The following is a 16302-nucleotide window of genomic DNA, read 5'->3' as shown; positions in this document are numbered from 1 at the left end:
CACGCGTGTTAGCGCTAAATCGGGGGATCGGTAGCAAACAATTATTACCGTATGAAAACACCTTAGCATGACCGGTTATGACCGTTTGTGTGTATTTGACCGTTTTGTGAAGTTAGCTAAATTGTTTTTAGCTAATCCATCCTCGACGGCAGGACTTCAATCGAACAGCTGTTTTACCCGGCCACACGCTTTCAGATAATCATTACTCCACAGTCCGACGAATCCGATTGAGCGCAATTCGGTCGAAACGGATGATGGAGTGATTGCATCATCCAGCCTCAGATCGCCATCAGGCGGCGGCTTTTTCAGCAGTTAGTACCGCTTTTAGGGCCAGCTCACAGTTTCGGCCTGCTGGCAGCGTTGCCGTTACGCTATGATTTCCTTTCAAGGAATTTGGGGACCGTTTTTTTTAATGTCTTATTGGATGAAGTCGCTGCTTTTATTGCCCTTTATGTTTGTCGCGTGCGTTCAGGCAGAGCCACTGCAAAAGTCATTTTCTGACTGGCAGCTCACCTGTAACAACGCGGCTTTTTGCGTGGCACGCAGCTTTCCGGGTGACAACGGATTGGTGATGACGATCTCACGCCATGCCGGTGCTAACGATCGCCCGCTGCTGCGTATCGACTACGGCAGCGCGTACAGCGGTGAGTTGCCCGGTGCGCCATTAAAAGAAAATCTGTTACTTGATCAGCGTCGCCTGACGCCGGATCTCAAACACTGGACAGTGGAACCGCATCATCTGGCTACCAGTAACCCGATTGCCATCGACGAATTCCTCTCGCAAACGCTGGATGCCAACAATCTGCAACTCACTTATCAGGCCAAAGCCACCATTCTGCTGAGCGGCATGAAAGCGGCGCTGCTGTTAATGGATGAAGTTCAGGGCCGGGTGAATGGGGCCAGTGCGTGGGTGAAACGTGGCGATCGCGTGCAGTGGGATGTCCCGCCAGCGCCGCCGCTAACGCAACTGCCCGCGCCATTGCCGCAGCCCGCGCCGTTGACGCAAGAAGAAACTGCCGGATTGATTGATTACGGCAGCTGGCGCATCAATACCGACACCTGTTCGCTGGATCCGCTGCGGCGTGAGGTGAGCGTGGCGCCGCTCACCGACAGTAAGGCGTTGATCTTAGTGAGTTGTGAAACCGGTGCCTACAACGTAATTGATTTGGCTTTTGAGGTGACGCGCACCCAGCCTTACGTTGCGCGCGGGCTCACGCTCACCTTGCCGTTTACGCCGCCCTCGCGTAGCGATAATCAGTTGGAATTGGTGAATGCCGAGTTCGATGCCAGCAGCGGCTTGCTTTACACCTTCAGTAAAGGGCGCGGCCTGGGGGATTGTGGCGTCGCCACGCGCTGGCAGTACGACGGTAATGAATTTGTTCTGGCAGAGTATGCAGAAGAGAAAACCTGTGATGCGTGGCACAGCAGTGATGATTGGCCAACCCTGTGGGTCAGCCAGCCCCCGTCATAATTCGCGCTGCAGATGCGTTGGCTGTTTTCATTCACCCCAGTCACTTACTGATGTAAGCTCCTGGGGATTCATTCAATTGCCGCCTTTCTGCATCACGAATTATTTAGGGGGAAGGTATGGCATTGATCATCATCGGTGAGCCATTTTGATTGCCGACCAGCTCTGCCAGCAGGTTATTGACGCCATCGCTCATGGGTGTGAAGCGTGACAGCGGTGAACGCGTCACCACCACAAACACCCCAACATTATGCTGCGGCACCATTGCCATATAGGTGATGAAGCCACCGCCGCCGCCGGTTTTCTCGATAATCCCCGGACGTCCCTCTTTGGGCCCCATATACACCCAACCCATGCCCAACGCATCGGCGCGGCCGGGCACATCCATGCCTTCAACTTTGGTCAACTGGTCACGGCGATAAATCAGCGTTTGCAAACGATCGACCTGAGGCGTGCGGTGATTGACCGCCGAGTTCAGGAACTGCTGCATCCAGCGTCCCATATCGTCCGGCGTCGAATAGACGCCACCGCTGCCGACTGCCGCGAGCGTGTTATTACACGGGCTGGCGCCTTTTTCAGGAATCATCAAGCGTTGGCACTGATCCGGCGATGGCGTAAAGGTCGTGTCTTTCATGCCGAGTGGGCGCGTTACCAGTTGCTGCAACAGCGCGGGATACGGCAACCCTCCGGCTTTCGACAGGGCATCGCCCAGCAGGTCAAAGCCAAGGTTGGAATAAGCCGCTTGTGTACCCGGCGTAGCTTTTAGCTGCGCGCCCTGCAGCCACTGCCAGCGATCAGATTTGGTCGGCCAGACAAACACCGGGCGATGCGGTTTGCCACCTGGCTGTTCGCGCGGCAGGCTGCCGGTGTGCGTCGCAAGGTTAATCAAGCGAATCGGTTGGCCGTTATAGTTCGGGACGCGCGCGCCAGCCGGAGCATACTTGCTCAACGGATCATCCAGGCGAATCTGTCCGCGCTCTGCCATTTTGACCATCACTTCGCTGGTCATTAATTTACTCAGCGAGGCAATACGAATCACAGAATCGAGCTGAGGGCGCACGTTATTGCCGGGGCTGGTGTCGCCAAAGCTGGCAAATACGCGCTGATTGCCATCAATCGCCACCAGTGCCATGCCGGTTGCGCCGCTGCCGTAAAAAATGTGCTCGGCGTAGCGATCAACGATTTGGGACGCCAGCAGCGGATCGGCCGCTGTCTGCGCCATGCTTTTTAATGGAAGCACAGAAACCATTAAGGCCAGTAAAAAGGGAGTACGTTTTTTCAACGGGAAAGCGTCCGCAACAGGATTCGGAGGAAAGCTTATAGTAATCAGTTTGCGCGAGGCGTGAAGGGGGAAGGCAGGATTTTTTCTGTATCAGGCTGTGATCAAAAAACGGCCCTTACGCCAAAAGACGCAGGGCCGGATCGATTAGTGCGGCTTGAGTAATGCTTCGGTATGGCTGACGATGTTTTCTACCGTAAAGCCAAATTCCGGGAACAGCTTGCTGGCCGGTGCCGATTCTCCAAAGGTGGTCATACCGACAATCGCGCCATCCAGCCCAACATATTTGAACCAGTAATCGGCAATGCCCGCTTCGACCGCCACGCGCGCTTTTACGCCGGAAGGCAGCACCGACTCGCGATAGGCCGCATCCTGCTTGTCAAACACGTCAGTGCAGGGCAGGGACACCACGCGCACCTTGTGGCCGCTGGCACCGAGTTTATCTGCCGCGCCCAGCGCGATTTCAATCTCAGAGCCGGTGGCAATGATGATCGCTTCTGGCGTGCCGGCGCAATCTTGCAGCACGTAACCGCCTTTCGCGATATCGGCCACCTGCGCTTTGCTGCGCTCTGGCTGCAGCAGATTCTGACGCGACAGAATCAATGCGGTGGGGCCATGATGGCGCTCCACAGCCGCTTTCCACGCCACGGCGGTTTCCACCTGATCGCACGGACGCCAGACGCTCATATTCGGCGTCACACGCAGGCTGGCGAGTTGCTCAACCGGTTGGTGGGTTGGGCCATCTTCGCCCAGACCAATCGAATCATGGGTGTAGACCAGTACCTGACGCGCTTTCATCAGCGCCGCCATGCGCACCGCATTACGCGCGTACTCAACAAACATCAGGAAGGTGGCGGTGTACGGAATAAAGCCGCCGTGATGCGCCAGGCCATTACCAATCGCCGTCATACCAAATTCGCGCACGCCGTAGTGGATATAGTTGCCAGCGATATCTTCTTTAATCGATTTCGAACCCGACCAGATGGTGAGGTTACTCGGCGCGAGGTCAGCAGAGCCGCCAAGCAACTCTGGCAGCAGTTTACCGTAGACTTCCAGCGTGTTTTGCGAGGCTTTACGGCTGGCGATTTTTTGCGGGTTGGCCTGCAGCTCATCAACAAAGGCCTGAGTGGCTTCACTCCATTTCGCAGGCATCCCTCCGTCCAGACGGCGGCTGAACTCGCTGGCGAGATCCGGGTGTGCGGCTTTATAAGCAGCGAACTTCTCATCCCAGGCTTTCTCACGCTGGCTGCCGGCTTCTTTGGCATCCCACTGTTGATAAATCTCTTTCGGGATTTCAAATGGCGGATGGTGCCAGCCGAGTTTTTGGCGGGTTAACGCCACTTCTTGCTCGCCCAATGCCGCACCGTGCGACTCTTCTTTACCGGCTTTGTTCGGTGAACCGAAACCAATCACCGTGCGACAGATGATCAGCGACGGTTTGTCGGTGACGCTCTGCGCTTCTTTGATCGCCGCCGCAATCGCTTCAGGATCGTGACCATCAATGCCTTCCGCACTGCCCACCACGTGCCAGTTATAGGCTTCGAAACGTTTATGGGTATCGTCGGTGAACCAGCCTTCGGTTTCACCATCAATCGAGATGCCGTTGTGATCGTAGAAACCAATCAGTTTGCCGAGACCCAGGGTGCCCGCCAGCGAGCTGACCTCGTGCGAGATCCCTTCCATCAGACAGCCATCGCCCATAAACACATAGGTATGGTGATCGACGATGTCATGGCCTGGACGGTTAAACTGCGCAGCCAGCGTACGCTCAGCAATCGCCATGCCGACCGCATTGGCTAAACCTTGTCCCAGCGGGCCGGTGGTGGTTTCCACGCCAGGCGTATAGCCGATTTCCGGGTGGCCCGGCGTTTTCGAATGCAGCTGACGGAAGTTTTTCAGCTCTTCCATCGGCAGGTCATAACCGGTGAGGTGCAGCAGGCTATACAGCAACATCGAACCGTGGCCGTTGGAGAGGATAAAGCGGTCGCGATCGGCCCACGCCGGATTGTTAGGGTTATGTTGGAGGACATCGCGCCACAGCACTTCGGCGATATCGGCCATGCCCATTGGCATGCCGGGGTGACCGGAATTTGCTTTTTGTACCGCATCCATACTTAAAGCACGAATCGCGTTAGCCAACTCTTTGCGTGAAGACATAGGGTTCTCCCTTGTGATTGGGCAATAGCGGACAGGCAGACGCCCGTCCGGCATGAGAAGTTTTGTTGCTTACAGGCGGGATGCCAGCACATCTTCCAGTTTCTGCTGGTCGATGGCGAACTGGCGGATACCGTCGGACAGTTTTTCCACTGCCATCGGATCCTGATTGTGCTCCCAGCGGAATTCCGCTTCGGAGAGCGATGACGGTTGATGGAAGCCTTCGGTTGATGGCTCCAGTTTGCGCTCCAGCGGTGCATCGCTGTTGGCCAACTCTTCCAGCAGGTTAGGGGAGATGGTCAGACGGTCACAGCCGGCCAGCGCCTGAATCTGTTCAACCTTACGGAAGCTGGCTCCCATGATCACCGTGCTGTAGCGGTGCTTTTTGTAGTAATCGTAGATACGACGCACAGATTTCACGCCCGGATCCTCATCGACCACGTACGGGTCAATAGGTTTACGGGTGTTGTACCAGTCATAAATACGGCCGACAAACGGCGAAATCAGGAACACGCCGGCTTCGGCACAGGCACGCGCCTGCGCAAAGGAGAACAGCAGCGTCAGGTTACACTGGATGCCGTTCTTCTCCAGTTCTTCAGCAGCTTTGATCCCTTCCCAGGTTGAGGCCAGTTTGATCAGGATGCGCGAACGATCAATGCCGTTCTCTTCGTACATCCGCACCAGTTTCTCTGCTTTGGTCACACACATGCCACGATCGAAGGAGAGGCGCGCATCCACTTCGGTCGAAACACGGCCCGGTACGCTTTTCAGAATTTCCATACCGAGATTAATCGCCACTTTGTCACTGGCGTTGATGATTTGCGTCTCTTTGCTGCCGCCCTGTTTTTTCGCATAGTCGATGGCATCATCAATCAGATGTTTATAAGCATCGAGACCGGCGGCTTTCAGAATCAAAGAGGGATTGGTGGTGGCGTCTTCCGGATGGTAATGGCGAATAGATTCGATGTCGCCGCTGTCCGCCACCACGGTGGTGAACTGTTTCAATGCATCTAGCTGGTTCATCGCTTAACTCCTTGATTAGCAATAATGTGGGCAAGCAAGTGGTGCCCATTCCTGTTGAGTCGTGGCTCAACACAGTGCTACAGACGTTGCACGAAGAAAATGCGTTTTCTCTGATTGTGGCGCTGAAGGGCATCTGTCACAGAAGGGTGTGCCTGATCGGTTCAGCTACGCGTTTTGCCACCCTTAAGGATAGCAGGCTGCGCCAAAGCCGCAGGCGAAGCCGTGGCAATCTGTGCCCTCGTTCTTTGAGCGCCTTCACCCTCTTTTGTGCCGCAGATTCCTATACTGGTGGTTTTTCAGCCGTGCCAAAGGATGCCCAATGGACGATCAACTCAAGCAAAGTGCGCTCGATTTCCACCAATATCCCACTCCCGGAAAAATTCAGGTTTCCCCCACCAAACCGCTGGCGACCCAGCGTGATTTAGCGCTGGCCTATTCGCCGGGCGTGGCAGCACCCTGTCTGGAGATTGCTGCCGATCCGCTGGCGGCCTATAAATACACCGCACGCGGCAATCTGGTGGCGGTGATCTCTAACGGCACGGCGGTGCTCGGCCTCGGTAATATCGGTGCGCTGGCCGGTAAGCCGGTGATGGAAGGCAAAGGGGTGCTGTTCAAGAAATTCGCGGGCATTGATGTGTTTGATATCGAAGTGGATGAGCTGGACCCGGATAAGCTGATTGAGGTGATTGCCGCGCTGGAACCGACGTTCGGCGGCATCAATCTGGAAGATATTAAAGCGCCAGAGTGTTTTTACATCGAGCAGAAACTGCGTGAGCGCATGAAGATCCCGGTATTCCACGACGATCAGCACGGCACAGCGATCATCTGTACTGCGGCGGTGCTGAACGGTTTAACTATCGTGAAGAAGGCGATTTCGGATGTGCGGCTGGTGGTGTCTGGTGCGGGCGCGTCGGCGATTGCCTGTTTGAATTTGCTGGTGGCGCTCGGCATGCAGAAGCACAACATTGTGGTGTGTGATTCCAAGGGGGTGATCTACCGCGATCGCGAAACGAATATGACGCCGACTAAAGCCGAATACGCCATTGAGGATAATGGCGCACGCACGCTGGATGAGGTGATTGCGGGCGCGGATATTTTCCTCGGCTGTTCTGGTCCGAAAGCGATGACGCCTGAGATGGTGAAGAAAATGGCGCAGGACCCGCTGATTTTGGCACTCGCCAATCCCGAACCAGAGATCATGCCGCCGCTGGCGAAGGAGGTCAGGCCGGATGCGATTATTTGTACCGGGCGCTCGGATTTCCCCAATCAGGTCAATAACGTGCTGTGCTTCCCGTTCATTTTCCGTGGGGCACTGGACGTGGGTGCCACGGCGATCAACGAGGAGATGAAACTGGCCGCGGTGCATGCGATTGCGGCATTGGCGCAAGCCGAACAGAGCGATGTGGTGGCCTCGGCGTATGACGATCAGGACCTGAGTTTTGGGCCGGAGTATTTGATTCCCAAACCCTTCGATCCACGTTTGATTGTGCAAATTGCTCCTGCCGTTGCCAAAGCGGCGATGGAATCCGGCGTAGCGACCCGGCCGATCGCCGATTTCGATGCCTATCGTGAGCAGCTCACCGAGTTTGTGTACAAAACCAACCTGTTTATGAAGCCGATTTTTTCGCAAGCGCGTAAAGATCCCAAGCGCGTGGTGATGGCGGAAGGAGAGGAAGTGCGGGTGCTGCATGCAACGCAGGAACTGGTGTCATTAGGGCTGGCGAAGCCGATTTTGATCGGGCGTCCGAACGTGATTGCGATGCGTATCCAGAAGCAAGGGTTGAAGATCGAAGCGGGCAAGGATTTCGAGATCGTAAACAACGAGTCCGATCCGCGCTTTAAAGAGTACTGGAATGAGTATTACCAGATCATGAAACGGCGTGGCGTAACGCCGGAAACCGCACAGCGTGCGGTGATCGGTAATCCGACACTGATTGGCGCCATCATGGTGCATCGTGGCGAGGCTGACGCGTTAATTTGCGGCACTATCGGCGATTACCGCGAGCATTACGATGTGGTGGAGAAGGTGTTTGGTTTCCGCGATGACGTGAAAGTGGCCGGTGCGATGAACGCGCTGTTATTGCCAAGCGGGAATACGTTTATTGCGGATACCTATGTGAACGAAGATCCGAGTGCGGAACAGCTGGCGGATATCACATTGTTGGCAGCGGAAACGGTGCGGCGTTTTGGTATCGAACCGCGCGTGGCGCTGCTGTCGCATTCCAGTTTTGGCACCTCGAATGCGCCCGGCGCACGCAAGATGCGTGAAGCGTTGGCGCTGATTCAGAGCCGTGCGCCGAATCTGGAGATCGACGGTGAGATGCACGGTGATGCAGCGCTGGTGGAGAGTATTCGGCGCGAGTTGATGCCCGACAGCCCGCTGAAGGGCACCGCTAATCTGCTGATCATGCCGAACGTTGAGGCTGCGCGTATCAGTTATAACCTGCTGCGCGTGTCGTGCTCGGAAGGTGTGACGGTGGGGCCGGTGTTGATGGGAATTAGCAAGCCGGTGCACGTATTGACGCGGATTGCATCGGTGAGGCGGATTGTGAATATGGTGGCATTAGCGGTGGTGGAGGCGCAGACCGAGCCGTTGTGAAGGGCCGGGCGCTATAAATGGCGCCCCTACAGCCCCGTAGGGTGTGCACAAATGAATGGTACCCCTACAATCCCGTAGAGTGCGCATTTTTGCGCACTGATTTATTCACCCAATCCCAGCCAATCTTTCACCGGCAGGAAATCCCTGTACAGCGCCGCTTCTGGCGTGCCGGCTTCGGTTTGGTAATCATATTCCCAGCGCACCAGTGGTGGCATCGACATCAAAATCGACTCGGTGCGGCCGCCGGTTTGCAGGCCGAACAGCGTGCCGCGATCCCACACCAGATTGAACTCGACATAACGCCCGCGACGATACAGCTGGAACTGACGCTCGCGATCGCCCCACGGCAGCGCTTTGCGTTTGGCAACAATCGGCAAATAGGCATCCAGATATCCTTTGCCCACCGCCTGCATGAAATCGAAGCAGTGATCAAAGTCTGGCGTATTCAGATCATCGTAAAACAGCCCACCAATCCCGCGCTGTTCATTGCGATGCTTAAGGTGGAAATAGTCATCACACCACTTCTTGTAGCGCGGATAGACGTCTTCACCGAATGGCTGGCACAGGTCAAACGCGGTCTGATGCCAGTGCAGCGCATCTTCTTCGAAACCGTAATACGGCGTGAGATCGAAACCGCCACCAAACCACCACACCGGATCGGCACCCGGCTTCTCGGCAATAAAGAAACGCACGTTGGCATGGCTGGTGGGGATATAAGGATTTTCAGGATGGACCACGAGTGACACGCCCATGGCTTCAAAACTGCGGCCCGCCAGCTCAGGACGGTGCGCGGTAGCAGAGGCGGGCATCTGATCGCCGTGTACGTGCGAAAAGTTCACGCCTGCCTGCTCAAACACCGCGCCGTTGCGCAGTACGCGGCTGCGCCCACCACCGCCGCCCGGACGCTGCCAGTCATCTTCGGCGAAGGTCGCTGTGCCATCGGCGGCGGCCAGTTGGGCGCAAATTTCATCCTGCAGCGTCAATAAGAACGCTTTGACGCGGGAAATATCGGGATTGCTCATGAGTCACTCGTTCCGGAAATTTGCCGCGATTCTATCACAGGAAAAAGCTACGCCTGGTGGCGATCGTACTCGTTAAAGTAATTGACGATGCCATCGGCAATCGCGCTGGCAATCTTCTGGCGGAAGGCGGTGGTGCCCAGCAATTGCTCTTCACGCGGGTTGGTAATAAACGAGGTTTCGACCAGCACTGACGGAATCGAAGGTGACTTCAACACCGCAAAGGCAGCCTGCTCCGTGTGCTGACTGTGCAGATGATGCACCGGGCGAATCTGATCCAGCACATGTTTACCCAGCGTCAGACTATTGCGGATGGTATCGGTCTGCACCAGATCGAACAGAATCTGATTCAGGTAGTTATCTTTTTCCTGCACTTCTGCACCGCCGACCTTGTCGGCATCGTTTTCGCGCTGTGACATATAGCGCGCCATGGCGCTGCTGGCACCGCGATTCGACAGGGCAAACACCGATGCGCCATTGGCATCCGGGCTGGTGTAGCCGTCCGCGTGGATCGACATAAACAGATTTGCGCCGTGCTGATGTGCGATCTCCACGCGCTGATACAGCGGGATAAAGTGATCGCTATCACGCGTCAGGCGTACTTCAACCTTCGGGTGATTTTGCAGCAGCGTGCGCACGGTGTTCGCAATCGCCAGAACGATGTGTTTCTCTTCTGACCCTTCTTCGCCCACCGCGCCCGAATCAATGCCACCGTGACCCGGATCGATCATCACGATGCGCTTACCATTAGTGGCCGGCTTCGGCGGCGTATGGCCTTTGCTGACACGCAATTCAGTACTCTCTTCTTTCGCCATTACCGCGCGCGGTGACAGCACCGCCAGCGCCAGGCCAGAAAGAATCAGCTGGCGGCGATTGGTGAGGCGCTTCAGCAGTGAAATTTTACTCATAATGGGGTCCCTGACAGAAAATCCTGCCCAGTGTTATATCGTAACAACTGCCTTGCGGCGACTTCACAACCATTTCAGCGCATTACTTTGTATTACACGTTACTAACAGCAATTTAGCCGTTTTTTTCCGCCGTTGCGCGGCGTGAGGGTTGCGCCTGGCAAAGAATGCGTGATAATCAGCGAATTGTGCCTAATAGCAGGGTAACGCCGATGGAAATCCGCTCATTCCGCCAGGAAGATTTTGAAGAAGTGATCACGCTCTGGGAGCGTTGTGATCTGTTACGCCCATGGAACGATCCGGAACTGGATATCGAACGTAAACTCAACCACGATCCGGAACTGTTTCTGGTGGCAGAAGTCGGCGGGGTTGTGGTCGGAACGTTGATGGGCGGCTACGATGGGCACCGTGGTGCCGCTTACTACCTGGCCGTACATCCCGATTATCAGGGGCGCGGATTTGCCAACGCACTGATGAATCGTCTGGAGAAAAAGCTGATTGCACGTGGTTGCCCGAAAATTCATCTGATGGTGCGAGAAGAGAACGATCAGGTGATCGCCTTCTATGAGAAGCTGGATTACGAGCCGGTGGAGTCAATGCTGCTCGGAAAACGCTTAATCGAAGACCGCGAGTATTAAGCCGCCGATGATGGGGCTGAAATATTTACCTGATGAATACGATGCGAAAGGGCAGCTACGGCTGCCGTTTCTTTTTTGGCTGATTCTGTTGTTGCAGGCGCGCACCTGGCTGTTGCTGGTGATGGCGGGCGCATCCCGTCAGCAGGGCAACGATCTGCTGGCACTGTTCTATCCTGACCGTCAAAGCTTTTGGATTGGCCTGGCGCTGGGTATTCCGGCGGCGATGGGCTTGCTGCTGACCGGCTATCGTCAACGCTGGCCACGCTTGTGGCAAAGCTGGCGGCATGTGCTGAGTGTATCCTTATTGATCAGCCTGTTGTCGCAAGGCTACGGTCTGTTACAAGGCGCTTTTCCTGATTCGCCGTTGCCGCTGTTGTTAACCCTGTTTGACCTGCTAGCGATGATTTGGCTGCAAACCCATCGGCGCCTGCGCGACTGTTTTCTGCCGGAACATCACATCGAATAAACTTTTTGCCGGTTTGCGACTCCAACAGGCACGCCAATCGGCACAAGAGATCAAGGAGCATTCATGAAAGTTGTTCGTCCCGCACTGCTGGTCAGCGCCATGATTCTGGCGGGTTGCGCCAGTTCAGGTTCCTCTACCGCCTCCAGCGCGAGCGAAAGCCATTGGTACAATCCGCTGAGCTATCACTGGTCGGCGTTGAATCCAATGAACTGGTTTGGCGGATCGTTAACCGTCACCGAGCAGGGTGTTGCCGGATTGAGCAGCACCACCCCGATGTCAGAAGCGGCGATCGGTAAAGCACTGAACAATGATTATCAGCTGCGTCAGGGCATGCGCACGCAGAATGGTCAGGTGGTGGATTTCTGGCAGGCGCTTGAAGATGGCAAAGTGAAGCTGGTGATCAACGGCCAGAGCAGCGTCGAACGCATTGAAGTGATGGATGCGGATGCTAAGAGCGCCGACGGCAGTAAAATAGGCGATGTGTTTAGTGCGAAGTTCAGCAAAGCCTTCGACAACTGCAAATTGACCACCGGATTAGATGCCCGCGATGTGGAATGTCGCGCACCGGGTAGCCAACATATCTCGTATGTTTACAGTGGCGAAGGGCACGGACCAGAAGGTCTGATGCCGGCTGACGACACGTTAAAAAGCTGGAAAATCAGCAAAATCGTTTGGCAACGCTGATTTTTTTGGTTTGGGCGCCAGGATTGGCGCCCGTAAAACATCGCGCGAAGGGGTGCATTCAAACGCATCACCGTTTAAACAAATCGATCAGATTTAATCCCGCCTGCTGCATAAACTCTCCCGCCGTCTTATGCCTTTTTAGACTTTGAAATCCCCAAACGATATATAAAACCGTTACTGGTTTGCCCTGAGTTATAAATACACTGACAGCATCTAATGGCATTGGCGACTTCGCCGACTAGCAGGGTGCAGCATGACACTTCCGATTGCGAAAAAATGGATGAGCGGAATCGCCTTGTCACTGGCGTTAGCCGGTGCAGCGCAGGCAACAGAGCTGTTAAACAGCTCTTATGATGTCTCGCGCGAGCTGTTTGTCGCCCTCAATGCGCCGTTTGAGAAGCAGTGGGATGCTGCGCACCCGAATGACAAATTGACGATTAAACAATCGCATGCCGGGTCATCAAAACAGGCGTTGGCGATTCTGCAGGGCTTACGTGCGGATGTAGTGACCTACAACCAGGTGACCGATGTGCAGGTGCTGCATGACAAAGGCAACCTGATTCCGGCCGACTGGCAAACGCGTCTGCCAAACAGCAGTTCTCCGTTTTACTCCACCATGGCGTTTCTGGTGCGCAAAGGAAATCCTAAGCAGATTCACAGCTGGGCTGACCTGGCGCGTGACAACGTGAAGCTGGTGTTCCCAAATCCTAAAACCTCAGGCAACGGCCGTTATACCTATCTGGCTGCGTGGGGCGCTGCCGATCAGGCAGATGGTAAAGATAAAGCCAAAACCGAAGCTTTTATGGCGAAGTTTCTTAAGAACGTGGAAGTGTTTGATACCGGCGGCCGTGGCGCCACCACCACGTTTGCAGAGCGCGGTTTAGGTGATGTGCTGATCAGTTTTGAGTCGGAAGTGAATAACATCCGTAATCAATACGGCAAAGATGAATTCGAAGTCATTGTGCCGAAGACCAACATCCTCGCCGAATTCCCGGTGGCGTGGGTGGATAAAAACGTCGAGCAGAATGGCACCGCCGATGCGGCAAAAGCCTATCTGAATTTCCTCTACTCACCTGAAGCGCAGAAAATCATTACCGGTTATTACTATCGCGTAAACAACCCGCAGCTGATGGCGGAGCAGAAAGATCGCTTCCCGCAAACGGCGCTGTTCAACGTGCAAGACGCGTTTGGCGGTTGGGATAACGTGATGAAAACCCATTTTGCCAGCGGCGGTGAGCTGGACAAATTACTGGCAGCGGGGCGCGGTTGATGTTTGCCTTAGCTCAGAAACGCGTATTGCCCGGCTTTGGTCTTAGCCTCGGCACCAGCCTGCTGTTTACCTGCCTGATTCTGCTGCTGCCGATCAGCGCACTGCTAATGCAGTTATCCAACATGACGCTGGCGCAGTATTGGGATGTGGTGACCAATCCACAGCTGATTGCTGCCTATAAGGTGACGCTGCTGTCGGCGGGCGTGGCGTCCATCTTCAATGCGCTGTTTGGCATGCTGATGGCGTGGATTCTGACACGCTACCGTTTTCCTGGCCGCGCACTGCTGGATGGTTTGATGGATCTGCCGTTTGCGCTGCCCACGGCCGTCGCCGGTTTGACGCTGGCGGGATTGTTCTCGGTGAGCGGTTGGTATGGTCAATGGCTGGCCCATTTCGATATCAAAGTCTCTTACACCTGGCTGGGCATTGCGGTGGCGATGGCCTTCACCAGCATCCCGTTTGTGGTGCGCACGGTGCAGCCGGTATTAGAAGAGCTGGGCCCGGAATATGAGGAAGCGGCTGAAACGCTGGGTGCGACACCGTGGCAGAGTTTCCGCCGCGTGGTGCTGCCAGAAGTGGCGCCCGCGCTGATGGCCGGCACGGCATTATCCTTTACCCGCAGCCTTGGTGAGTTCGGCGCGGTGATTTTCATTGCGGGCAACATCGCGTGGAAAACCGAAGTTACCTCGTTGATGATTTTTGTTCGTCTGCAAGAGTTTGATTACCCGGCAGCCAGTGCTATCGCCTCGGTGATCATGGCGGCTTCGCTGCTGTTGCTGTTCGCGATTAATACCTTGCAGAGCCGCTTTGGCCGTCGCTTAGGAGGCCACTAATGGCGGAGATTTCGCAGATTAATCACGCTGAGCGTCAGCCAGTGAACTGGGGCAAATGGCTGCTGATTGGCGTGGGTGCGCTGGTGTCCTTCCTGCTGTTGGTGGTCCCGATGATCTCGATCTTTTGGGAAGCGCTGAACCAGGGCATCATCGCCTCGCTCTCTAATTTGAAAGATGGCGACATGCTGCACGCTATCTGGCTGACCATCATGGTGGCGCTGATCACCGTGCCGGTAAACCTGGTGTTCGGTACGCTGCTGGCATGGCTGGTGACGCGCTTTACCTTCCCCGGACGCCAGCTGCTGCTGACCTTGTTTGATATCCCGTTTGCCGTGTCACCGGTGGTGGCGGGTTTAATGTATCTGCTGTTCTGGGGCATTAACGGTCCGGCGGGCGGTTGGCTGGATGCCCACAACATCCAGATTATGTTTGCCTGGCCGGGCATGGTGCTGGCCACCATCTTCGTCACCTGTCCGTTTGTGGTGCGTGAGTTGGTGCCGGTGATGTTGAGCCAGGGCAGCAATGAAGATGAAGCCGCCGTGCTGTTAGGTGCCTCCGGCTGGCAGATGTTCCGCCGCGTGACGCTGCCGAACATCCGCTGGGCGCTGATGTACGGCGTGGTGTTAACCAACGCTCGCGCGATTGGCGAGTTTGGTGCGGTCTCGGTGGTTTCGGGATCGATTCGCGGTGAGACCTACACCTTACCGCTTCAGGTTGAATTACTGCATCAGGATTACAACACGGTTGGCGCGTTTACCGCGGCCGCGCTGTTGACCCTGATGGCCATTTTGACGCTGTTTCTGAAAAGCGTAGTGCAGTGGCGATTAGAGCATCAGCAAAAGCGCCAACAGGAGGAAAATCATGAGCATTGAGATTAAACAAATTAACAAATCGTTCGGTCGCACCCCGGTGTTGAACGAAATCTCACTGGATATTCCTACCGGTAAGATGGTGGCGCTGCTCGGTCCGTCAGGCTCGGGAAAAACCACGCTGCTGCGTATTATCGCCGGGCTGGAGCATCAGAACAGCGGGCATATTCATTTCCACGGTAAAGATGTCAGCCGCATTCATGCGCGCGACCGTCAGGTAGGCTTCGTGTTCCAGCACTATGCGCTGTTCCGCCACATGACAGTGTTCGACAACATCGCCTTTGGTTTGAGCGTGCTGCCGCGTCGCGAGCGTCCATCTGCTGCTGAAATTAAACAGCGCGTGACCCGCCTGCTGGAGATGGTGCAGCTGGCGCATCTCGCTAACCGTTTTCCGGCGCAGCTGTCCGGTGGACAGAAGCAGCGTGTGGCCTTAGCGCGTGCGCTGGCGGTGGAACCGCAGATCTTGTTACTGGATGAGCCTTTCGGCGCGCTGGACGCGCAGGTGCGTAAAGAGCTGCGTCGCTGGCTGCGTCAGCTGCATGAAGAGCTGAAATTCACCAGCGTGTTCGTCACCCATGACCAGGAAGAGGCGATGGAAGTCGCTGACAGCGTGGTGGTGATGAGCCAGGGCAATATCGAACAGGTCGGGACGCCAGATGAAGTGTGGCAGGAACCGGCCACGCGCTTTGTGCTGGAGTTCCTCGGCGAAGTGAATCGCTTCGACGGCGAAGTGCACGGCTCGCAATTCCATGTTGGTGCGCACCGCTGGCCGTTGGGCTATACGCCTGCGCATCAGGGCGATGTCGAACTGTTCCTGCGTCCGTGGGAAGTCGATATCTCACGCCAGAGCAGCCTCGAAACGCCACTTCCGGTGCAGGTGCTGGAAATCAGCCCGCGCGGTCACTTCTGGCAGTTAGTAGTGCAGCCAAGCGGCTGGCAGGGCGACGTCTTCTCGGTGGTCTACGATGGCGACCATACTGCACCGATTCGCGGTGAGCGCCTGTTTGTCGGCCTGCAGCAGGCACGACTTTATCACGGCACGACGCCGCTGCGTCCGGTTGCCTTTGCCGAGAGCGCCTGATATTTTTGACACT

General features: G+C 55.7%; 14 protein-coding genes. 9 read left to right on the top strand and 5 right to left on the bottom strand.

The annotated features are described in order from the left end of the window. Positions 1 to 412 precede the first annotated feature (412 nt). Entirely contained in the window at positions 413 to 1471 is a 1059-nt protein-coding gene (locus HA45_RS15280; RefSeq protein WP_100701219.1) for a DUF1176 domain-containing protein, read from the top strand. Between the two features lie 103 nt (positions 1472 to 1574). Here HA45_RS15280 and ampH read toward each other — a convergent pair whose 3' ends face one another. From ampH to tal, 3 genes are all read right to left on the bottom strand, one after another. Next, the gene (gene ampH, locus HA45_RS15275; protein WP_100701217.1) at positions 1575 to 2750 is read right to left on the bottom strand and encodes a D-alanyl-D-alanine-carboxypeptidase/endopeptidase AmpH; all 1176 of its coding nucleotides are present in this window, start codon (positions 2748 to 2750) and stop codon (positions 1575 to 1577) included. Positions 2751 to 2894: 144 nt separating this feature from the next. Continuing rightward, a complete protein-coding gene (tkt, locus tag HA45_RS15270; protein ID WP_100701216.1) occupies positions 2895 to 4904 on the bottom strand; it encodes a transketolase in 2010 nt (669 codons plus the stop codon). A 69-nt stretch (positions 4905 to 4973) separates the two neighbouring features. Then, positions 4974 to 5924 (bottom strand): transaldolase, encoded by a 951-nt coding sequence (gene tal, locus HA45_RS15265; protein WP_100701215.1) that lies wholly within the window; start codon positions 5922 to 5924, stop codon positions 4974 to 4976. Between the two features lie 319 nt (positions 5925 to 6243). On the opposite strand from tal, the gene maeB reads away from it, so the two are divergent. Continuing rightward, positions 6244 to 8523 (top strand): NADP-dependent oxaloacetate-decarboxylating malate dehydrogenase, encoded by a 2280-nt coding sequence (gene maeB, locus HA45_RS15260; RefSeq protein WP_100701214.1) that lies wholly within the window; start codon positions 6244 to 6246, stop codon positions 8521 to 8523. Between the two features lie 101 nt (positions 8524 to 8624). On the opposite strand, the gene hemF is transcribed toward maeB, so the two are convergent. Both hemF and amiA read right to left on the bottom strand, forming a co-directional pair. After that, a complete protein-coding gene (gene hemF, locus HA45_RS15255; RefSeq protein ID WP_100701213.1) occupies positions 8625 to 9545 on the bottom strand; it encodes an oxygen-dependent coproporphyrinogen oxidase in 921 nt (306 codons plus the stop codon). A gap of 47 nt (positions 9546 to 9592) precedes the next feature. Then, positions 9593 to 10450 (bottom strand): N-acetylmuramoyl-L-alanine amidase AmiA, encoded by an 858-nt coding sequence (gene amiA, locus HA45_RS15250; protein ID WP_100701212.1) that lies wholly within the window; start codon positions 10448 to 10450, stop codon positions 9593 to 9595. A 210-nt stretch (positions 10451 to 10660) separates the two neighbouring features. On the opposite strand from amiA, the gene HA45_RS15245 reads away from it, so the two are divergent. From HA45_RS15245 to cysA, 7 genes are all read left to right on the top strand, one after another. Next, a complete protein-coding gene (locus HA45_RS15245; RefSeq protein WP_100701211.1) occupies positions 10661 to 11086 on the top strand; it encodes a GNAT family acetyltransferase in 426 nt (141 codons plus the stop codon). 7 nt (positions 11087 to 11093) lie between these two features. After that, entirely contained in the window at positions 11094 to 11552 is a 459-nt protein-coding gene (locus HA45_RS15240; RefSeq protein ID WP_100701210.1) for a DUF2919 domain-containing protein, read from the top strand. A 63-nt stretch (positions 11553 to 11615) separates the two neighbouring features. After that, positions 11616 to 12236: an RpoE-regulated lipoprotein gene (locus HA45_RS15235; RefSeq protein WP_100701209.1), complete on the top strand. Its 621-nt coding sequence runs from the start codon at positions 11616 to 11618 to the stop codon at positions 12234 to 12236. 253 nt (positions 12237 to 12489) lie between these two features. Continuing rightward, on the top strand, positions 12490 to 13506 hold the full coding sequence (locus HA45_RS15230; protein WP_100701208.1) for a sulfate ABC transporter substrate-binding protein: 1017 nt from the start codon (positions 12490 to 12492) through the stop codon (positions 13504 to 13506). Further along, on the top strand, positions 13506 to 14339 hold the full coding sequence (cysT, locus tag HA45_RS15225) for a sulfate/thiosulfate ABC transporter permease CysT (protein WP_100701207.1): 834 nt from the start codon (positions 13506 to 13508) through the stop codon (positions 14337 to 14339). The genes HA45_RS15230 and cysT overlap by 1 nt, the downstream gene beginning before the upstream one ends. Further along, a complete protein-coding gene (gene cysW, locus HA45_RS15220; protein ID WP_100701206.1) occupies positions 14339 to 15211 on the top strand; it encodes a sulfate/thiosulfate ABC transporter permease CysW in 873 nt (290 codons plus the stop codon). Before cysT ends, cysW begins: the two co-directional genes overlap by 1 nt. Beyond that, positions 15201 to 16289, top strand: a complete 1089-nt coding sequence (gene cysA / locus HA45_RS15215) for a sulfate/thiosulfate ABC transporter ATP-binding protein CysA (protein ID WP_100701205.1) — start codon at positions 15201 to 15203, stop codon at positions 16287 to 16289. The genes cysW and cysA overlap by 11 nt, the downstream gene beginning before the upstream one ends. The last annotated feature ends 13 nt before the right edge of the window (positions 16290 to 16302 follow it).

The organism is Pantoea rodasii, from assembly GCF_002095465.1.
Classification (GTDB): domain Bacteria; phylum Pseudomonadota; class Gammaproteobacteria; order Enterobacterales; family Enterobacteriaceae; genus Pantoea; species Pantoea rodasii.
The sequence above is the reverse complement of the archived record's forward strand: the minus strand, read 5'-3'. Positions and strand labels throughout refer to the sequence as shown.

Excerpts from the sequence above, each read along its gene's own strand:
- HA45_RS15280 (WP_100701219.1), top strand. The coding sequence starts at position 413 with ATGTCTTATTGGATGAAGTCGCTGCTTTTATTGCCCTTTATGTTTGTC.
- tkt (WP_100701216.1), bottom strand. The coding sequence starts at position 4,904 with ATGTCTTCACGCAAAGAGTTGGCTAACGCGATTCGTGCTTTAAGTATG.
- tal (WP_100701215.1), bottom strand. The coding sequence starts at position 5,924 with ATGAACCAGCTAGATGCATTGAAACAGTTCACCACCGTGGTGGCGGAC.
- maeB (WP_100701214.1), top strand. The coding sequence starts at position 6,244 with ATGGACGATCAACTCAAGCAAAGTGCGCTCGATTTCCACCAATATCCC.
- hemF (WP_100701213.1), bottom strand. The coding sequence starts at position 9,545 with ATGAGCAATCCCGATATTTCCCGCGTCAAAGCGTTCTTATTGACGCTG.
- amiA (WP_100701212.1), bottom strand. The coding sequence starts at position 10,450 with ATGAGTAAAATTTCACTGCTGAAGCGCCTCACCAATCGCCGCCAGCTG.
- HA45_RS15245 (WP_100701211.1), top strand. The coding sequence starts at position 10,661 with ATGGAAATCCGCTCATTCCGCCAGGAAGATTTTGAAGAAGTGATCACG.
- HA45_RS15240 (WP_100701210.1), top strand. The coding sequence starts at position 11,094 with ATGATGGGGCTGAAATATTTACCTGATGAATACGATGCGAAAGGGCAG.
- HA45_RS15235 (WP_100701209.1), top strand. The coding sequence starts at position 11,616 with ATGAAAGTTGTTCGTCCCGCACTGCTGGTCAGCGCCATGATTCTGGCG.
- HA45_RS15230 (WP_100701208.1), top strand. The coding sequence starts at position 12,490 with ATGACACTTCCGATTGCGAAAAAATGGATGAGCGGAATCGCCTTGTCA.
- cysT (WP_100701207.1), top strand. The coding sequence starts at position 13,506 with ATGTTTGCCTTAGCTCAGAAACGCGTATTGCCCGGCTTTGGTCTTAGC.
- cysW (WP_100701206.1), top strand. The coding sequence starts at position 14,339 with ATGGCGGAGATTTCGCAGATTAATCACGCTGAGCGTCAGCCAGTGAAC.
- cysA (WP_100701205.1), top strand. The coding sequence starts at position 15,201 with ATGAGCATTGAGATTAAACAAATTAACAAATCGTTCGGTCGCACCCCG.